Consider the following 18,975-nt stretch of genomic DNA (forward strand, 5'->3'; position numbering starts at 1 on the left):
ACGGCCGCACTCGACACGCTTGCTGCGCGTCGCCCGGCTCGGCGTGCAAGCGGCGCCCGGCGCAAGTGTCGGCGCCATAAGCCCGTCCGGCCGGGACGCCACGTCCGGGCCGGACGACGCGCTCTTGAAAGACAGCAGTCGGCTCGCGGCTCGTCGGAGCTCGGCCAGACGATGACTCGGGTCCATCGGGCGCATTGCACGTGGCTCCCGCCAGACACCGGTCTCTACGCTCCCCTCCGGCGGGCCTCCAGCCGGGGGCCTCTGGGTTCCGGCGGGGCTTAGGTCGGCGCTGGCCTGACGCTATGCGTCAATCTTGACGATGACCGCTTCACCGCCAGCGGCGGCGGCGTGAAAGACCTCCGTGACTGCCTGCGCATCTCTGAGCATGTCCCGCAGCAGAACGGTCCCCCCTCCCCATCCCAGCTCCACCAGCTCGGCTTCAAGCGCGGCACGATGTTCCTCAGCCCAGCGGTCAAGTGGGGCCTCAGCGAAAAATGCCGCCACCTGACGCACGGCATCCGGGGGCATGATGCCAACCAGCCAGTCCTCGTCCCAGTCCCGTGGTAGACGTCTGAACAGCTCCACGGCCGGAGCCTGGGATGCGTCGGTCGCCCCGAAGCGGATCAGAGCCTTCATCAAGTCGCCGGTGTCCTCGGCGCAGGCCACGACCCCCTGACGCTGTTCGCTGCCGAACAGGTCGCTGTGCACGGATGGGACCAGGTCACGGAGCTTTTCGGGGCTGTAGCCACTGGTTGCTTCCGCTGACGTCCTTCTCCAGTAGTGGTCAACTCCCATGAGATCCCCGTTCGTTGCGTCGATGCGCTTCACCGCACGGTCTGCGCTTGCGTGCACCGCCGCGGCATAACCCTGAGAGGTCGCATGCCCTCAGGAAGTACAGCAGCAAAAGTACAGCAACGCACCCCACCGGAGCTGGACCACAGAGAAGCGAGAACCGTTGTGTAGCAACGAATCCAGCTTAACGAAACCGCACTCCGCGACTCCGTAGGTTCAGGGTTCGAGTCCCTGGCGGCCCACGGGCTTGGGTGCCCCCTGCTCGCTCGTCCCTTCGGGACGGCTCGCCGGGGCGCCCGTCATTCCCCGCGCACGGCTTCGCCGTGCTCCCCATCGGGGGAGCTGCGCTCCACCCGCGCCCCCTCAAGACCCATTGCCACCTGAACCTGCCTCAGCGGCTCGCTGGCGTGCGCAGTCAGGTGGTGGCCGACCGCCGATGGTCGTAGGTCGCTGACGCCAGGTCACAGCTGGCTCGCCTGGGCTGAGCTGTGCGATTGCAAGGCGGAGGTGGGTTGCAGGCCGGCGCAGCGGCTCGCTGGTGGGTGGGTGGCTGGGTCGGAGCAGTACCGCAGGATTCTGGGCTCGGGGAGCTTGCGGGGGCCGGATCTGAATGCGACGACCAGCACCACCGTGATGACGGCCAGCATGGCGGCCGCCGCGAGGACGGCGACGGCGATGAGCCATCGTGACGCCGGGCGGCGGGCATCGGTATGCATGCATCTAGTTTTTCGCTCATCGGGGTCGGGTGCGGGGCACGCCACGCGCCTGGTCGGGTGGGGGTCCGGCCAGGCGCGTGGTGGGTCGTGTTGCGGCGGTCAGCCCGGGTAGCGGATCAGGCCGATCGGGCTGGAAGCGTGGGTGACGGTGTGCAGTTTGCCGGTGTCGCGGGTGATCAGTTCGATGGTCACGGAGCCGACGTGGAACGGGTCGGTTTCGCTCGGGGTGAGGTGTAGCAGGAGCGGGCCTTCGGGGTGGACGCCGAGGACGTAGCGGGCGTCCGGCTGGCCGTGCTCGAACCCGCCGTTGGAGGGGCGTTGGGCACCTGGGATGTCGTCGGGCAGTGGGTACCGGTGGGTGAGCCGGCCGGTCTCGAGGTCGAACCCGACGAGGAAGGTGTTCTGCCCGACGGCCGAGCCCGGGTCGGCCGTGTCGTGGGTGCGCATGAACAGCGTGCGGTCGTCCGTGTCCAGGATCGGTGCTCCGAAGGACTCGGGCAGCGTCTCCGTGGGGCGCAGGCCCAGGTCGGTCGTGGGGATGTCGCGGATGATCCGCCCGGTCGTGCCGTCGGCCAGGCGCAGCCCGGAGAAGGACGACTCGGGCAGCGGGCACAGCAGGAGCTCGCCCGAGTTGCGCACCGCACACACCCGGGCGGTGCGCGGCAGGTCCGGCGGCGCCGTGCTGCGGGCCCCGGTGGTGAGGTCGACGGTGTACGTGACGCCGGACCGGCTGGAGGTCTGCACCACCAGCCGGCGGCTGTCCGGGGACCAGCTCGCGCCGGCGCTCGTGTCCACGCCGGCGAACTCCTGCCGTGCGGTGCCGGTGAGGTCCCGCAGCACCCAGGATCCTTCGGAGCGGAGCACCAGCAGCCAGCGGCCGTCCGGCGAAATCCCGTCCACGCGCAGGCCGTCCACCTTGTACTGGCGGCCGTCCGCGGCGAGCAGGGCCCAACGTCCCTGGTCGCCGTCGTCGTACAGGAAGGCCAGCGCGGCCGGGCCGACGCCGCGGTCCTCGGGGAGCACCGGCGCGGACCTGTCCAGGGTCAGCTGCCGTGGCAGGCCGTCGGCGGCCGTCGACGGCTCCTGGCCGCCTCCGTTGCTGAGCGGCCAGGCGACGCCGACCAGGCCGGCGACCACGAGCAGGGCCGCCGCGACCGGCACCAGCCGGGTCAGCGTCCGGCGGCGCTGGACCAGCCTTACGGCGCGGTCGGTCACGTCGTAGACGCGTGCGTCGTCCGCCGCGTCGACCAGCGCATCCTTCAGGGACATCATGCTGGCACCTCCGAGTCCTCGATGAGTTCCACCAGTTCAGGAGCCACGACCCGTAGCCGGGCGAGGGCGTGATGGGTCTGGCTCTTGACCGAGCCCACCGAGCAGCCGAGCGTGTCGGCGGTCTCGGCCTCGGACAGGTCCTCGAAGTAGCGCAGGACGATCACCGCACGGTGTCCCGGCGCCAGCCTCGCCAGCGCGTTGCGCAGCACGATCCGGCGCACCGTGTCGGCGGACTCGTCCCGCCCGATGTCCCGCTCCGGCGGGTCGGCGGCCAGCACCTCCCGGCCGCGCCGGCTCCGCCACGACGAGACGTGCTCGTGGTAGAGCGCACGCCGCACGTAGGCGTCCGGCGTGCCGCCTTGAACCACCCGGCGCCAGTGCCGGGCCACCTTGATGAGCGTCACCTGCACCAGGTCCTCGGCCGCGTGGTGCTCGCCCGTCAGCAGGTACGCGACCCGTGACAGGCGCCCGATCCGTGCCGAAACGAACTCCCGGAAACTTGCCTCATCGTCCACCGGCACCCCCTCATGACTGTGTCGCCCCGGTACACGAGGGAAACGGTCTCTGAGGTTGGCAGCCCGTCCGACCAAAGCCGAACCGGGCCCGGACGGCCAAAGCCGAACAGGCCCGGACGGCCAAAGCCGAACAGGCCCGGACGGACGGATGGCCTACGCCTCGAGCAGCCACCACGCGATCGGGACGCCGCCGGCGGGGGCGGCGGCGTTGAGGTGCAGGCGGAGCTCGCCGGTGGCCGGGTTCGGCACCGCCGCCTTCACCCAGACGGCGGTGCTGCGCTGCGCGAGCGCGAGGGCGCGGGTCGAGGCGTACAGGTGCAGGCCGGTGACGGTCACGCTGCTGGCGCCGGCCGGCACGGTCGCCAGGCCGCTGCGGCTGAAGCGCGTCTGGCCGCGGACGGAGAGGGCGGTCTTGCTGTACTCGTCCGGGGCGGAGGCGACGACGCCGATGCCGCCGAGGTCGCCGGCGACGCCGATGACGCCGTAGCCGATGTCGCTGCGGCCGATGACGCCGTTGCCGTTCGAGGAGTACCCGAGGACGCCCGCGTCGAAGCCGGTGGCGTCGACGGCGACGGTGGCGGTGTTGCGGACGTCGAGCGTGGCGGCGTCGGAGGTCGAGCGCAGGACGGTGGACTCGGTGCCGGCGTTGTTGTCGGCGCCCTGGAGGACCGGGTCGCCGGGGGCGGCGGCGGCCGGGGTGGCGGTGGTCATCGCGGCGGCGACCGCGGCCACGCCGCCGGCTCCCGCTCCGGTGAGGATGCCGCGTCGGCTGAGCCGGTTCGATGGCTTCTGGTTGGCCATGACTGATGCTCCCCTCGTGTCGTGGTCATCGCGACCACGTCCAGCTTCCGGGTGGGGAAACCCGAGGTCGAGCGGCTATCCGTCTGCGTTCCCGGCGGAATAGTGGTTGCTTGACAATTCAAAGACTCCAATTCGAATTCAATTTTCCACTGTACCGGAATCATTCATGGCCTAACGATGGCGGCTCCCGGGCGGGGGCAGCCGGGGCCGCCAGCCCTGGGACGGGGGCCCCGGCGGGGTGGAGTTGCTCGGGTGGAGGAAAGGGTCGCCGGCCTTCCGCGCGTCGGGCGCGCCCGAAACGATCGGCGTGACATTGTTTGGCCCGAATCAACTGCCTGAATACACCCATTTGGGCAAATTTGGGAGGATTTGTGGAGAGAAAGACCGTGAAGGGGCTCGCCCTCTTCACCGCGGCGGCCACGGCGTTGGTCGTCGTCCCGGCGACCGGCGCCTCGGCCGCGCCCGGTGCGGACACCGCGGGAGCCGCCAAGATCACGTGGGGTCAGTGCGAGAGCCCGGGCCTGCAGCGGCGGGGCGCCGAGTGCGGCCTGCTCGACGTGCCGCTGGACTACAGCAAGCCCAACGGCAAGAAGATCCAGATCGCCGTCTCGCGGATCAAGGCGAAGGTCGCCGCGAAGGACTACCAGGGCGTCATGCTCGTCAACCCGGGCGGCCCCGGCGGCTCCGGGCTGACGCTGTCGGTGCTGGGCGAGTACGTCCCCAACGGCGCCGGCCAGGCGTACGACTGGATCGGCTTCGACCCGCGCGGCGTCGGCTCCAGTGTTCCCGCGCTCTCCTGCGACAACGACTACTTCAACGGTCCGCGTCCGGAGTACATCCCGTGGAACCAGAGCATCGAGAAGACCTGGCTCGACCGGTCCAAGAACTACGCCAAGGCCTGCGGTAAGGCCGGCGGCGCGCTGCTGGACCACATGACGACGGTGGACTCCGTCAACGACATGGAGTCGATCCGCAAGTCGCTCGGCGCCAGCCAGATCAACTTCTACGGCTTCTCGTACGGCACCTACCTCGGCCAGGTCTACGGCACGCTGCACCCGAAGCAGGTGCGCCGCATGGTGCTGGACGGCAACGTCGACGTGCGCAAGGTCTGGTACCAGGCGAACCTGGACCAGGACGTGAACTTCGAGCGCAACGAGCGCATCTGGTTCGACTGGGTCGCCAAGTACGACTCGGTCTACCACCTGGGCAAGACCGGCACCGAGGTGCAGCTGCGCTGGTACGCGGAGCAGAACAAGCTCCGCAGCAAGCCGGCCGGCGGCGTGGTCGGCGCGGACGAGTTCGCCGACATCTTCCTGTACGCCGGCTACTACCAGTCGACGTGGCTGGAGCTGGCCGAGGCGTTCGCCGGCTGGGCCAACGACAAGAACACCGACCTCATCGTCGCGGCGTACGAGAACTACGTCGCCCCCGGCGACGACAACGGCTTCGCGGTCTACAACGCGGTGCAGTGCACCGACACCCAGTGGCCGCAGAGCTGGAACACCTGGGAGCGCGACAACTGGCGCACGTTCCTCAAGGCTCCGTTCATGACCTGGGACAACGCCTGGTACAACGCGCCGTGCCTCTTCTGGCCCGGCAAGGTGTCCAAGCCGGTCAAGGTCGACGGCTCGAAGGTCCAGAGCGTGCTGTTCGTCGGCACGACGCTGGACGCCGCCACGCCGTTCGAGGGCAGCCTCGAGGCGCGCCGCCGCTTCCCCAACAGCGCGCTGCTGGCGGAGGTCGGCCAGACCACGCACGCCAACTCGCTCAACGGCAACGAGTGCGTCGACAACGTGATCGCCGACTATCTCGCGACCGGCAAGCTGCCGGCCCGCAAGCAGGGCGACAAGGCCGACGCCACCTGCGACCCGCTGCCGCAGCCCGACCCGACCGAGGTCTCGCTGCAGGCGAAGTCGCTGCGGGCCGACAGCAGCGCGGTGCGCGCGCCGCTGTACCCCGTGCACCACTAGATCGCGCTACAAACAGCGGGGCCCCCGGAGAACCGGGGGCCCCGCTTTCGTACAGGAGCTACTGCTGGACGATGAACTCGACCCGGCGGTTGATCGCCTTGGCGGCGTCGCTGGTGTCGGGGACCTTCGGGCGGGACTCGCCGAAGCCCTTCGAGGTCAGCCGCTCGGGCGCGATGCCCAGCGCGACCAGCGTGTCGAGGACCGTCTTGGCACGGGCCTCGCTCAGCGTCTGGTTCCTCGCCTCGGTGCCGGTGCTGTCGGTGTGGCCCTCGATGCTGATCCGGATGCTGGGGTTGGCCTTCAGGATCGAGGCCACGTTGGCGACGACCGCCTGGCCCTGCTGGGTCAGCGTCGCCTTGTCGTTCTCGAACTCGACCGTCGGCAGCGCCACCAGCTGCGTCTGCACCTGCTCGGCCTTGGCCTCGCCGATCGCCAGCTCGTTGCGCACGATGCCGGTGACCTCGCGGGCCGCCTGCTCGGCCTGGGCCTTGACCGCCTGCGACACCACGGTGCCGGTCAGCGTCACCGTGCCGCCCTGCAGGTCGACGACCCCGGCCTTGGTCTCCTTGCCGAGCGCGACGAGCACCGGCGCCAGCGCCGCGATCTTGACGCCGTCGGTGCTGCGCTTGGCGTCGACGGTCACCTCGTCGAGCACGTTCTCGCTGCCGAAGGCCGTCTTCACCGCGTCGGCGAGCGCCGACTTGGCGGCGTCGTCGGCCACCGTACCGGTGAGCGTCGCCTTCCCCGCGTCGACGAGCAACTTCACCGCGACCGGCGACGGCGGCACCTCGACCTTCGGCGGCGCGATCACCGTCACGACCCGTACGCCCTCCACGGCGCGCGAGACGTCCTCGGCCTGCTGCTTCTCGTCGGCGGAGCCGACGCGCACCGTGCCGTCCCGCCCCGTGAACGACACCTGCGCGTCGATCCCGGCGTTGCTCAGCGCGACCTTCGTGTGGTCGGTCAGCACGTTCTCGACGTGGTGCCGGAAGGGCACCTCCATGCCCGCCGCGAGCGCGGCCAGCCCGACCACGCCGACGACGATCGGCACCACCGGGTTGACCCTGCGCAGCTCGTGCCGCACGGTCCGGGTCGTCGTCGTGCCCGCCATCAGGCGGACCCGGCGTCGCTGCCGGCGGCGGTCTCGGCGGTGCCGCCGAGCGGAGGCTTCGCGGTCGGCTCCCGGCCGGCGATCAGCCAGTCGGTCAGCTCCTTGAACTCCTCTTCCTTGCCGTCGGCGAGCAGTCGCGCCTGCCGGGCCCAGGTGACGATGCTCGGGGCGAACCGCAGGTCGGCCGCCTCGATCGCGGTGCGCAGCGTGTCCACGTCGGACTCGGCGAGCTTCACGTAGGTCCGGATGCCGGCGGCGAGGAGCGCGGCCGACATCTTCGGGCCGATCCCCTCGATCCGCTGCAGGTCGTCCGGCGGCCCGTCGTCCACGACCACCGCCGCGACGACCGGCTCCGGCTCTGCCTCGACGACCGGCTCCGGCTCGGGTGCGACGACCGGCTCCGGCTCGGGTGCGACGACCGGTTCCGGCTCGGGTGCGACGACCGGTTCGGGCTCCGGCTCGGGGGCGATCCCGGCAACCGGCTCCGGCTCCGGCTCGGGTTGCGGCTCCTGTACGGGCTCGACCGCGGCAACGGGATCCGGTGCCACGACGGGCTTCTTGGGGGTCGGCTCACGACCGGCGATCAGGTAGTCCGTGAGCTCCTTGAATCCTGCCTCGTCGCCGTCCGCGAGGAGACGCGCCTGGCGGCTCCACGAGCCGATGCTCGGTGCGAATCGCAGATTGGCGTTGGCGAGCGCGTCCTCCAAGGCGGACCGCTCGGCACCGGCCAATTCGGCATAGGTGGTGATGCCCGCCGCCTTCAGCGCCGCGGCGATCTTGGGGCCGATGCCTTCGATCCTGGCGAGGTCGTCCTCGGCCTTGGGCGCTTCCGCCGCCTCGGGTTCGTCCCCGAGGACCGGCACCGCCGCGAACGCGGACTCGACCTCGGCGACCAGCTCGTCATCCACAACGACCGGGTTGTCCACAGCGGGCGTCTCGGCCGCGGCGACCGGCTCGGGGTCGGGAGTAGTTTCGGATTCGGCAGCGGGTTCGGGCTCGACCTCGGCGGCCGGCTCGGTCTCCTCGACCGCGACGGGCGCCGGGTCCTCGACGACCGGGTCTGCTGCCGCGGGCTCGGCCGGCAGCGGCTCGGCCGCGGAAGCCGCGACCGGTTCGGGCTCGGGGTCGGCCTCCGCGACGGGTTCGGACTTCGCGAGCGCGACCGGCTCGGGCTCGGGCTCCGCGACGGGCTCGGCAATGGGCTCGGCAGCGGGCTCGGGGTCGGCGACAGGCGCTGACTCCGCGACGGGCTCGGCGTCGGCGACGGGCGCCGGCTCCGCGGCCGACTCGGCGACGGGCTCGGCCGGCGCGGCGGCGACGAGGGGTTGGGGGGTCGCGGGGGTGGTGGTGGTTTCCTCGGAACGGATCCGGCGCACCTGACGGCCCCACCAGAGGTAACCGACGAGCAGGCCGAGGAGGAACGCAACGATGATGAACAACAGTGACTGGTTGATGAACCAGGTCACGACGGGCCTCCGGGGGGAAAGTGACCGACGCGTGATGGGGGAAGTTTGCGGGCAGCTTTCCATACCTCAATGGCTTCGCAACAGAGCCGGAAAGACGGCGCGACCTGCCGGTTCTGTTCGATCACGGCGGGCGCGGGCGGGGCGCGGGAAAAGGTTGCGGAGCATTTGCGCTGATGAGAGGGCATGTGACGGGGCGTGACCGCCAGGACGGCGGAAAATCCGTGCAACCGTTGATGTGGTGCCGATGGAAAGCTTGGTGCTGAAGCTCACGACATGGCGGGTGAACTGGAGGTCGACGAAGGATGGGCAAGACGACACGGGTCCTGACCTTGGCGGCGGTCGCGGCTGCGGCGGGTGGGGTGGCGTGGGCGCTGCGTGACCTTCCGGCGCAGCTCGGAGCGGTCGCGTCGGGGGCGAGGGCGGAGCGGATGCGGCGTTCCCCGCAGTTCGGGGACGGCAAGTTCGTCAACCCGGTGCCGGCCGAGGCCCTGCCGGACGGCGCGATGGCCGACGCGTTCCGCCAGCTGATCTTCGGCCAGCAGCCGCGGCGGCCGAGGGGAGTGATCCCGGTGGTGCGGCCGGTGTTCCCCGCGAAGCAGGACGGCGACCTGCACGTCACGTGGCTGGGGCACTCGACGGCGCTGGCGGAGGTCGAGGGCGTGCGGGTGCTGTTCGACCCGGTGTGGAGCGAGCGGTGCTCGCCGACGTCGTTCGTGGGGCCGAAGCGGCTGCACCCGATGCCGCTGGGGCTGGAGGAGCTGCCGAGGATAGACGCGATCGTCATCTCGCACGACCACTACGACCACCTGGACCTGGCGTCGATCAAGGCGCTCGCCAGGACGCAGCAGGCGCCGTTCCTGGTGCCGCTGGGCGTCGGCGCGCACCTGGAGCGCTGGGGTGTGCCGCTGGACCGGATCATCGAGCTGGACTGGGAGGAGTCGGTGGAGGTCCGGCACGTCCGGCTGACCGCCACGGCGGCGCGGCACTTCTCCGGCCGCCGGTTCACCCGCGACGGCACGCTGTGGGCGTCGTGGGCGGTCAAGGGCGAGCGGCGCAGCGTGTTCTACACGGGCGACTCCGGCTACTGGGGCGGCTACAAGGAGATCGGCGAGCAGCACGGGCCGTTCGACGTGTCGCTGATCCAGGTCGGTGCGTATGGCGACGCGTGGCCGGACATCCACATGAAGCCCGAGGACGGGGCGAGCGCGCACCTCGACGTGCGGGCCGGGGTGCTCATCCCGCTGCACTGGTGCACGTTCAACCTGGCGGTGCACGCGTGGTCGGAGCCGGTCGAGCGGCTGCTGGACGAGGCCGCCGCGCGGGACATCACGCTCGCGATCCCGCGACCAGGTGACCGGCTCAACATCGACGCGTTGCCGTCAGTTGAACCGTGGTGGCGCCCCATTGCGTAAGGATTAAACGAGCAGCTCAGGGCACGTGTCGGGGCACACATGCAAGGACCCGACAAAAGGCTGGCGGATAGGCGGCCTCCCGACGTACTGTATCGATACAGAAGGAACTGGATCGATGCAGAGAAGGGAGGAGCCCGACCATGAAGGCGACGTTGCAGACCATCGCCGACGAGCTCGGCGTGTCACGCAGCACGGTGTCCAATGCCTACAGCCGGCCGGATCAGCTCTCCCCCGAGCTGCGCGCCAGGATCCTCTCCGCGGCCCAGCGGCTCGGCTACTCGGGGCCCAACCCGACGGCGCGCTCGCTGCGCAGCGGCAAGGTCAACGCGATCGGTGTGCTGCTGACCGACAACCTGTCGATGGCGTTCACCGACCCCTACGCGGTGGCCTACCTGCGCGGGCTCGCGGAGGCGGCCTCGGCGCGGGAGACCTCGCTGCTGCTGCTCAACCTGCCCAAGGACGAGGCGGCCGGCCGGCGCGTCATCAGCAATGCCGCCGTCGACGCCTTCTGCCTCTACTGCGTGCCCGACTGGCACTCGGCGCTGGAGCTCGTGCGCTCCCGCGGCGTGCCGATCGTGATCGGTGAGGACCCGCAGGCGTTCGGGCCGGAGGCGAGCTACGTCGGCATCGACGAGCGCGCGGCGGCCCGCCGGCTGGGCGAGCACATCGTCAACCTCGGCCACCGCGACATCGCCGTGGTGGCGCACTGGATCGTCGACGACGGCGTCACCAGCCAGGTGCACGCCGACCCCGACGACCTGCGCTACTACGTGACCGGCGAGCGGGTCCGCGGCTTCCGCGACGCGTTCCTGGCCGCGGGCGTGCCGTGGGAGCGGGTCGTGCTGATCAACGCGGCCGCGAACCAGCGCGAGGAGGGCGCCGAGGCGGCGGCCCACGCGCTCGACCGGCTCGACCGGGCGACCGCGATCCTGTGCACCTCCGACGTCCTGGCCCTCGGCGTGCTCGACGCGCTGCGGGTGCGGGGCCTGCAGGCCGGCCGGGACGTCTCGGTCACCGGCTTCGACGACATCCCGGAGGCGGACGCCGCCGGGCTCACCACCATCCGCCAGCCCAGCGTCGAGCGCGGGCGGCTCGCGGGAGAGCTGCTGCTCGACCCGCCCGAAGACCCGGCGCTGCGTCGCCTGACGCTGCCCGTATCCCTGGTGGTCAGGTCGACCACCGGACCCAACACTGCCAAGGAGAAGTCATGACCCCGATCGCCCTGATCATGTCGCTGGAGGCCGTCCGCCTGGAGGCGAACTCGGCCATGCCCAACGCCCCCGTCATCGACGACCGTCGCCGCGAGTCGGCCACCATGGGCAAGATGCGCAACTTCACCGCGCGCACGCTGCGCCGCGCGGCCGACCGAGTCGAGCCCACGCCGGCCCTCACCTACGGGTAACGCGGGGCCGGACCGGCCGCGAAACCTGAAGCACGCCTGAACGACAGAAGGGCCCGGGGCAACCGCCCCGGGCCCTTCTGTGTGCGGCTAGAGCGCCGCGTAGTCCGGGGTGTCCGCCCGGGCGGCGCTGGCGCGGGCGCCGAGGCCGATCGCGTCGTAGTCCTGCCGGCTGGTGGCCCGCAGGATCAGCGCCCAGATGACGCCGATGACCGCGACCGCACCGTACGCCGCCGGGAACGCCCAGACGGCCGCGTTCTCGGTGCCGGGGGCGAAGCCGAGCAGGCCGCCGAAGTTGTCGACGACGAGCCAGATGATGTACCCGAGTGCCACCGACGACAGGATCGGCGCGATCAGCCGGGACCAGGCGCCTTCGCCGCGGGCGTCCTTCAGGAAGAACCCGATGACCGACAGCGAGGTCGTGAAGACCAGGAACAGCACGCCGACGCCGCCGGAGGTGCCCAGCCAGAAGAACAGGTTGAGCATCGGGTCCCAGCCCTGGACCGCGAAGAGCACGAGCACGACGAGCGCGATCACGGTCTGGAAGATCGAGCCGGACGACGGGGCGCCGGAGCGGGCCCGGGTGCGGCCGAAGAACGCCGGGAGCACCCGCTCGCGGCCGAGCGCGAACGCGTAGCGCGCGGTCGTGTTGTGGTAGCTCAGGGCGGCGGCCGCGATGCTGGTGGTCAGCAGGACGAGGCCGAGGTCGGCGGCCCAGGCGCCGCCCTTCTCCGCGAGGGTCGGGAAGAACGGGCCGCCGGACTCGGCCATCTCCTGCGCGGCCGGCACGGTGGCGTCGACGCCGATGCTGACCGCGGCGGCCCAGCTGGTGACGGCGTACGAGACGACCATGACGGCCAGGCCGAGGAACGTGGCGACGGCGACGGTCCGGTTCTTGCCCTTGGCCTCCTCGGCGAAGACCGGGGCGGCCTCGAAGCCGACGAACGCGGTGACGCAGACGGCGAAGGCCGGGCCGGCCGCGTCCTTCAGCGAGCTCCAGTTCCACGGCTCGAGGCTGACGCCGCCCTCGGCCGGGTTGCTGAGGAAGATGAAGTCGAAGATCGTCACGGCGATCAGCTCGGCGCCCAGCAGGACCATGAGGACCTTGCTGTTGACGTCGACCCGCAGCAGGCCGAGCACGGCGATGACCAGCCACAGCGCGAGCGCCAGGATCCACCAGTCGACATTCAGGTCGGCCTTGTCCGCCAGGATCAGCGAGGCGTAGAAGCCGAACGCGCCGTAGAGGCCGATCTGCAGCAGGTTGTAGGCGAGCAGCGCGACCAGGGACCCGCCGACGCCGAGCGGCCGGCCGAGGCCCTGGGAGATGTAGCTGTAGAACGCGCCGGCGTTGGTGATGTGCCGGGACATGGCGACGTAGCCGAAGCTGAACACGGCCAGCACCACGGCGATGATGACGAACGCGAGCGGGAAGCCGGTCACGCCGACCCAGCCCCAGGCCGACGAGACCAGGGCGCCGACCACCATGAGGGGGGCGGCCGCCGTGAGGGCGAACATGATGACGGACGGCACGCCGAGACGGTCTCGGGCCAGTGCCTGGGATACCACGCTCGGTCGCGCAGGCGACGTTGCGGACATCGGTCCTCCAGGGGTTTTGAGGGGGAAGGGGAGAGGAAAGTCCGCTAGCCGCGCTGCGACAGCACCGAGTCGCCGACCGCCGCCTCGACCTGGAGGATCAGGTCGCGCAGCGGTGGCGGCAGTGCGCCCACCGCTTGTTGAAGTCTTCTGATGCTGGTCTGGTCGGTGTCCCACAGGACGTGACCGGTGAGCCCGGTCGCGTCGGCCAGGCCAGCAAGGGTGGTGTCGGCGACCCGCATCGGCTCCTGCCCGGTGAGCAGGCGGCGCAGCCGCACCACCCGCCCGGCCGGCAGGTTGATGTCGGTGGCCACCCACCGGGTCGTGGTGCGCAGCAGCCGCCGCACCTGGGTCTGCTCGACCAGGCCGACGCGGGCGAGCCGCTGGCCGACCGCGTCGACCGCGGTCTGGCCGAGGAAGAGCAGCCAGGTGCGGATCTCGCGGTGCTGGGTCTCCGCGACCATGGTGGCGAGGTTGGTGTGGGCGAGCGGATCCGACGGAGGATCCCGGTTGATCACTCGCAGCCGGGCGCCCTCGCAGACGATCCGCTGCTCCAGGACGAGCTCGCCGAGCATCGCTCCCGCGAGGCCGAGCTCGACCGCCCGCTGCGACAGACGGGACCGGCCGTCCCTGTCGTCGTGCGCGATCAGGAAGAAGTCATCTGCAAGCAGCATCCGCCCGCACTCCTCGAAGAGGGCAGGGTGAAGCGCGCCACGAACCCCAGCCTGGCGCGAACCGTCACCGCACATCCGTCTTCAGCTCAGTTTGGATCCGAAAGATCTCACGGACCCAACGCGAAAGCATGCACTGCGGGACAGTGCCACCGCAACTTATGTAATGAGGATTTTGAATGATTGTCTTCAGACAAGTGATATTGACGCCGGGCACAGCCAGCGGAGGCTACCGAGCGTGAGGTGCAGTAATTCGGGTCCAAACGGCACCCATTCACACCCTGGGTAACATTCGGATCCGTACGGCCGAGGCATTGTTGAGCTTTATCCGCTGCTGATTGCGGTACAGAAGTCAATGATCGATATCGCACTGGGTAGTCGGCGCCGGACACGCCGGACGGCCGGCTCCCACACAGCGCGTAATGAGAGCCGGCCTCACGGTTGCGGAAGCGTCAGGTGGCCGCCTCGGCGGCCTCGTCGACCGCCTCGAGCAGCTCCTCCAGGGCGTACCCGCCGTCGTGGCGGACCCCGTTGATGAAGAACGTCGGCGTGCCGTTGACCCCGCTGCGGACCCCACCGACGAAGTCGCGGCGGACCCGGTCGAGGTGGACGTGCGCGCCGACCTCGTCGGCGATCTCCTCCGACGGCAGGCCCAGCCGCTCGACGCCGACCATGAGCTGGCGCGGGTTGATGCTGCGCTGGTGCTCGAAGAGCCAGTCGTGCGCCGGCCAGAACCGCCCTCTGGCCGCGGCCGCCTCCGCCACCTCGGCGGCCAGCTCGGCGTAGGGGTGCACGTTGGTGAGGGGGAAGTGCCGGTACGTGTAGCGGACCGTCTCGTGCCGCAGCCGTAGCAGGTCCCGCACGATCGCGTGCGCCATGCCGCAGTAGGGGCACTGGTAGTCGCCGTACTCGACCAGCGACACCGTACCCTCGCCCTGCGCGTGCTCGTCGGGCCCGACCGGCACCACCAGCCGGGCCACCGTCACCTGGAAGGGGGTCGTGGTCACAGCACCGGCCGCCGTCCGCTGTCGAGGCCTTCGAGCGCGTTGAGGATGCCGTCGGCGCCGGGGTTGACGCCGGCGGCCGTGACCTGGCTCCAGGCCACCATGCCGTCGCCGTCGAGCACGAACAGGGCCCGCTCGCAGACCCCCGCGCGATCGTCGTAGACGCCGTACCGCCGGGCCACCTGCCCCTTGGGCTCGAAGTCGGCCAGCAGCGGAAAGGTGATCCCCCGGTCTTGCGCGAACGCCCGATGCGACCAGACGTTGTCCACGGAGATGCCCAGCACGCCGGCGTTGTAGCGCTCGAACTCGGGCATGACCGCCTGGTACAGCGCCATCTGGTCGCCGCAGACGGGGCTCCAGTCGGCCGGGTAGAAGGCGAGCACCGCCGGGCGGCCACGGTACTGGGCCGTGCCGACCCGATGATCCGGTGCGACGGGCAACTCGAAGTCGGGTGCACGCTGTCCTGCGTGCAGCGCCGGGGATACAGAACCGCTCATTCCTCAACGGTTCGCCGGGCTGCGGCGGGGCGGGTCACTCCGACGGGGTGACCGTGGTGACCTTCAGCGGGCTGCCGGTGCACTGCGACTCGAAGCCCGGGTCGGGCAGGCCGGTGACCTTGACCCGCTGGCCGGCGCGCAGCCCGGCGGCGGGCGGGCCGATCAGGACCCACACCATCTTGTCCGTGACCAGCTCGACGCAGGCGCCGGCGACGCGGACCTGGCCGGTGGTGGTGAGGACGGAGAAGTCGTCGGTCGGCTCGTGCGGCGCGGTGGTCTTCGGCACCCCGGACGGCAGCGTGGTGAGCACCGAGGTGTCCGGGCCGGGCGCGGACTTCGACGGGGAGGGCGCGGGCGTCGAGGGCGCGGGCGAGACGGAGGGCGCGGGCGCGGCGGCGGTGTCGGCGGCATTGTCGGCGGACTTCGCGGCGCACCCGGTCAACGCGACCGGCAGGGACAGCGCGGAAACGGCGAGGAGGAGGCCCAGTGCTTTGTTCATGGCACTTGGACCTCCTCCGGCCGCGCGCGGTTCCGCGCGATGTCGAATCACCGGCTAGGACCTCAGCCGGTGATGCGGACCTTCACGCTGGTGCCGTTGGTCGACAGCACCTTGATCTTCACACCGTTGTTGGGGACCTTGACACCGTAGTACGTGTTGGTGGCGGGGTCCTCACGGTAGTAGTTCTTGCTGTCGTCGAACGTGGCGACACCGTTCTGGCCACGGATGTAGCTCGAGGTGCTGTTCGGGCCGTAGTGCAGCGAGAACGAGCCGGCCTTGGTCAGGCCGAACGTCGCGTCGTAGCCCTGGATGCGCGGACGCCACGGGGTGCCGTCCAGCTTGTAGACCAGGTCCGGGTGCGCGTCGATCGGCAGGATCAGGCCGCCGCCGTGGTGCTGGCTGGTGTTGTTGTCCGAGAACGAGGTGTCCCAGTACGTGACCAGCAGACCCTGCTCGTACGCGAAGTGCTCGACGAGGTCGGGCTTGCTCGCGAACCCGAAGTTGTACGGCCCGGTCTTGAGGTACTGGTCCCAGGACGTGTACTGGCGGTTCGAGGCGATGTAGAAGTTGTCGTAGGCGGTGGTCAGCGTGCTGCCCACGGCGGTGAACCCGACCGCGGTCCAGCCGTTGGCACCGGCCTCGGCACCGTCGGCGAAGACCGTGGTCGCGCCGTTGGTCACCTTGATGTCGTCGGCGAAGAAGCCCATGCCGCCGGCGGCACCGTCGGTGAAGTAGTGGAACCGCAGGCCGACCGTCTTGCCCGCGTAGGCGGACAGGTCGAACGACGCCGGCACGAAGCCGTTGCTGGCACCGTCGATGCCGTTGCCCTCGGCGGCGGTGGTGATCGTGCCCGGGATCGACTTGAAGCCGGTGCCGTCGTCCACCTCGACGTAGGCGTAGTCACACGCGTCGGGGCCGCAGTCCTCGATGTCCCACGCCGCCTTGAAGCTCAGCGTCGTGGTCCCGGCGGGGATCGCCACGCTGCGGGTCAGCGAGTTGTTGAGGTTGTCGCCGGAGCCGCTCCACCAGGACTTGGTGCCTTCCGGCGGGGTCGGCAGCTGGGTGACGATCTGCTTCTTCGGCAGGACCACGACGACGGCCTGGGCCTTGTTGCTGTTGTACTCGTGGGGCCCGAGGTCGAGCGTCTTGTTCTGCCCTGCCACGACGATCTCGTAGTCGAGCCAGCCGAGCTGCAGCTTGTCCCAGGCGCCGAGGTCGGCGGCCCGGTCGCCGATGTTGTTGTCGCCCGCCTTGCTGACCCGGCTCTGCGCCATGATGGTCCACCAGTTGACCGGGTTCTCGGCGTTGCCGCCGGCGCCCGAGGTGTCGTAGTGGTCCGGCAGGCCGAGGTCGTGGCCGTACTCGTGCGCGAACACGCTCAGGCCGCCGTTCTCGGGCTGGATCGTGTAGTCACGGATCCACAGACCGGTGTTGCCGATCTGCGTGCCACCCATCTGGTTGAACGTCGGGCCGCTGGTGAAGTTCTGGAACGCCGCCCAGCGGTGGCTCCAGATCGCGTCCTCGCCCTGGTACGGGTCGCCATCGGCCTGGTCGCCACCGGAGTGGACGATCTGGAAGTGGTCGATGTAGCCGTCGGGCTCGTTGAAGTCGCCGTCGCCGTCGTAGTCGAAGCGGTCCCACTGGTCGTAGGAGGCGAGCGTGGCGGCGATGTCGGCGTCGGTCTTGCCCTGCGCCTTCTGGCCCGAGACCCACGCGTCGACCGCGTCACGGATCAGGTTCCAGGTGTTGCTGCAGACGTTGCTGGCGCACGGGTAGCCGTTGCTGCGGCCGTACCGGGCCTCGTTGTACGGGACCTTGACCCAGTCGGTCACCAGACCGTCGACGCTGTAGCGCCCTGACGACTGCTTCTCGTAGTACGTCTTCAGGGACTCCGCGCCGCTGCCGGTCGCGAAGTACTTGTTGTAGAAGTACTGCTGGCTGAAGTCCTGCTCCCAGAGGGTCGAGTTGTCGACCGACCGGTCCGGCTCCGGGATGGCGTTGTGCAGCGGCCCGTCGAACACCGTCGGCCCGGGGGTGGCGGCGCTCGTGTCCTGGTCCGGGTAGCTCGGGTGCCGCTGGTTGCCGAACTCGGCGAGGACGACGAAGATCTTGTCGGTCTTCTCGCGGCTCAGCTCGACGTACTGGTCGACGCGGGCCTTCTTGGTCTTGGTGTCGCCACCCTTCCCGACCTGGCCCTTCTTGCCGATCTTGACGACCGTGCTCGATCCACGCTTCTCCGGCGTCGCCTGGCCGCTCAGGATCTGCGAGATCGCGACCTCACGGGATTCGCGCCGCTTGTCCTCCAACGGGTTCGGCAACTCGTCGGAGGGTGACGCGGCGTCGGCTACGGAAGGTCCCCCGGCTGACGGCACCGCGTACGCGGCACCACCCCCGGCGAACACCCCCATACCCGACGCAAGCGTGAGACTCAGAAGTCCCACGGTCAACTTACGCACAGGTACCTCCCTGGTGGGGCTAAGCACCAAGGCATGATGTCGATGCCTCGATGCACCTGTCGCGAGAGACTAAGTGGTCCTTGCAGGGTGTAAAGATCCACATCGGGGTAAGGGTGGTGGTGCGAGGGTCAAAGCAAGGGTGAACCCGGCTATTGAGCGCGATCTCTCAATGTGCTGAGGTCCCGGACGATCACGTGCAGGCGACCGGTCTGGATCAAGCCCTCCTCACGCAGCGTGCGCAACGCCTTCGTGACCGCCTCACGCGACGACCCCGTCCAGCCGGCGAGCTCGTCCTGCGACAGCGGCAGGCTGATCCGCAGCCCCTCGTCCGTCTGCTCGCCGAAGCGCTCGGCGAGCTCGACGAGACGGGCCGCGACCCGCCCGGTGGTGTCGTAGGCACCGAACTCGATCCGCTTGCGGTCCGCGTCGCGGAGCCGGCCGATCAGCTCGCGCATGAGCAGCATCGAGACGCGCGCGTGGCCCAGCAGGTAGCGCTCGAACTCCGGCGACGGCACGGCGAGCGCGACGACCGGTTCGAGGGCGGTGACGGTCGCCGACATCGGGCCGCCGTCGACCGCGGACAGCTCGCCGAGCAGCGCGCCGGGGCCGCGCACGGCGAGGACCACCTCGGTGCCGGAGGCGGTGTCGGAGGAGACCTTCACGCGGCCGGCCTTGAGCACGATCACCGACTCGGAGCGGCTCGCCTCGCGGTAGATGACCGCGCCGCGCTTCCACTGCCGCCGGTGCCCGGCCGCCTCCAGCGCGGCCTGCTCGTCTGTATTCAGCAGGTCGAAGAACTCG

At 70.2% G+C, this 18,975-nt stretch carries 18 protein-coding genes; 4 read left to right on the plus strand and 14 right to left on the minus strand.

The annotated features are described in order from the left end of the window. Positions 1–300 precede the first annotated feature (300 nt). From ABZ321_RS07445 to ABZ321_RS07465, 5 genes are all read right to left on the minus strand, one after another. On the minus strand, positions 301–828 hold the full coding sequence (locus tag ABZ321_RS07445; protein ID WP_354889996.1) for a hypothetical protein: 528 nt from the start codon (positions 826–828) through the stop codon (positions 301–303). A 425-nt stretch (positions 829–1,253) separates the two neighbouring features. Next, positions 1,254–1,508, minus strand: coding sequence for a hypothetical protein (locus ABZ321_RS07450; RefSeq protein ID WP_354889997.1), 255 nt, complete (start codon positions 1,506–1,508; stop codon positions 1,254–1,256). Positions 1,509–1,607: 99 nt separating this feature from the next. Beyond that, positions 1,608–2,780 carry a hypothetical protein gene (locus ABZ321_RS07455; RefSeq protein ID WP_354889999.1) on the minus strand — a complete coding sequence of 391 codons (1,173 nt, stop codon included), beginning with the start codon at positions 2,778–2,780 and terminating at the stop codon, positions 1,608–1,610. Continuing rightward, positions 2,777–3,295: a SigE family RNA polymerase sigma factor gene (locus ABZ321_RS07460; RefSeq protein WP_344501088.1), complete on the minus strand. Its 519-nt coding sequence runs from the start codon at positions 3,293–3,295 to the stop codon at positions 2,777–2,779. The genes ABZ321_RS07455 and ABZ321_RS07460 overlap by 4 nt, the downstream gene beginning before the upstream one ends. Before the next feature lie 153 nt (positions 3,296–3,448). Then, on the minus strand, positions 3,449–4,096 hold the full coding sequence (locus tag ABZ321_RS07465; RefSeq protein ID WP_344501086.1) for a hypothetical protein: 648 nt from the start codon (positions 4,094–4,096) through the stop codon (positions 3,449–3,451). 371 nt (positions 4,097–4,467) lie between these two features. Between ABZ321_RS07465 and ABZ321_RS07470 the strand changes: the two genes are divergently transcribed. Next, complete coding sequence (locus ABZ321_RS07470; protein ID WP_344501084.1) at positions 4,468–6,066, plus strand: alpha/beta hydrolase; 1,599 nt, start codon at positions 4,468–4,470, stop codon at positions 6,064–6,066. Between the two features lie 58 nt (positions 6,067–6,124). Here the strand turns inward: ABZ321_RS07470 and ABZ321_RS07475 are convergent, their stop codons facing one another. Beyond that, entirely contained in the window at positions 6,125–7,177 is a 1,053-nt protein-coding gene (locus tag ABZ321_RS07475; RefSeq protein WP_354890002.1) for an OmpA family protein, read from the minus strand. Beyond that, positions 7,177–8,643 (minus strand): helix-hairpin-helix domain-containing protein, encoded by a 1,467-nt coding sequence (locus ABZ321_RS07480; RefSeq protein ID WP_354890004.1) that lies wholly within the window; start codon positions 8,641–8,643, stop codon positions 7,177–7,179. The genes ABZ321_RS07475 and ABZ321_RS07480 overlap by 1 nt, the downstream gene beginning before the upstream one ends. A 302-nt stretch (positions 8,644–8,945) precedes the next feature. Here ABZ321_RS07480 and ABZ321_RS07485 point away from each other — a divergent pair, with 302 nt between their 5' ends. The 3 genes from ABZ321_RS07485 (at position 8,946) to ABZ321_RS07495 (ending at position 11,457) form a co-directional block, all read left to right on the plus strand. Next, the gene (locus ABZ321_RS07485) at positions 8,946–10,055 is read left to right on the plus strand and encodes an MBL fold metallo-hydrolase (RefSeq protein ID WP_344501078.1); all 1,110 of its coding nucleotides are present in this window, start codon (positions 8,946–8,948) and stop codon (positions 10,053–10,055) included. A gap of 140 nt (positions 10,056–10,195) precedes the next feature. Then, positions 10,196–11,266: a LacI family DNA-binding transcriptional regulator gene (locus ABZ321_RS07490; RefSeq protein WP_344501076.1), complete on the plus strand. Its 1,071-nt coding sequence runs from the start codon at positions 10,196–10,198 to the stop codon at positions 11,264–11,266. Next, on the plus strand, positions 11,263–11,457 hold the full coding sequence (locus ABZ321_RS07495) for a hypothetical protein (RefSeq protein ID WP_344501074.1): 195 nt from the start codon (positions 11,263–11,265) through the stop codon (positions 11,455–11,457). The genes ABZ321_RS07490 and ABZ321_RS07495 overlap by 4 nt, the downstream gene beginning before the upstream one ends. A gap of 87 nt (positions 11,458–11,544) precedes the next feature. Here the strand turns inward: ABZ321_RS07495 and ABZ321_RS07500 are convergent, their stop codons facing one another. From ABZ321_RS07500 to ABZ321_RS07530, 7 genes are all read right to left on the minus strand, one after another. Continuing rightward, a complete protein-coding gene (locus ABZ321_RS07500) occupies positions 11,545–13,050 on the minus strand; it encodes an APC family permease (protein WP_344501072.1) in 1,506 nt (501 codons plus the stop codon). A gap of 44 nt (positions 13,051–13,094) precedes the next feature. Further along, positions 13,095–13,721, minus strand: coding sequence for a GPP34 family phosphoprotein (locus ABZ321_RS07505; RefSeq protein ID WP_354890007.1), 627 nt, complete (start codon positions 13,719–13,721; stop codon positions 13,095–13,097). 449 nt (positions 13,722–14,170) lie between these two features. Beyond that, entirely contained in the window at positions 14,171–14,725 is a 555-nt protein-coding gene (locus ABZ321_RS07510) for a thioredoxin domain-containing protein (protein ID WP_344501068.1), read from the minus strand. Beyond that, a complete protein-coding gene (locus ABZ321_RS07515; RefSeq protein WP_344501066.1) occupies positions 14,722–15,219 on the minus strand; it encodes a redoxin domain-containing protein in 498 nt (165 codons plus the stop codon). Before ABZ321_RS07515 ends, ABZ321_RS07510 begins: the two co-directional genes overlap by 4 nt. Before the next feature lie 34 nt (positions 15,220–15,253). Further along, a complete protein-coding gene (locus ABZ321_RS07520) occupies positions 15,254–15,718 on the minus strand; it encodes a hypothetical protein (protein ID WP_354890010.1) in 465 nt (154 codons plus the stop codon). A gap of 62 nt (positions 15,719–15,780) precedes the next feature. After that, positions 15,781–18,036: an immune inhibitor A domain-containing protein gene (locus ABZ321_RS07525; protein WP_344501062.1), complete on the minus strand. Its 2,256-nt coding sequence runs from the start codon at positions 18,034–18,036 to the stop codon at positions 15,781–15,783. A gap of 287 nt (positions 18,037–18,323) precedes the next feature. Next, positions 18,324–18,962: a Crp/Fnr family transcriptional regulator gene (locus ABZ321_RS07530; RefSeq protein ID WP_344501454.1), complete on the minus strand. Its 639-nt coding sequence runs from the start codon at positions 18,960–18,962 to the stop codon at positions 18,324–18,326. Positions 18,963–18,975: the final 13 nt, after the last annotated feature.

The organism is Dactylosporangium sp. NPDC006015, assembly GCF_040614215.1.
Lineage (GTDB): Bacteria > Actinomycetota > Actinomycetes > Mycobacteriales > Micromonosporaceae > Dactylosporangium > Dactylosporangium maewongense.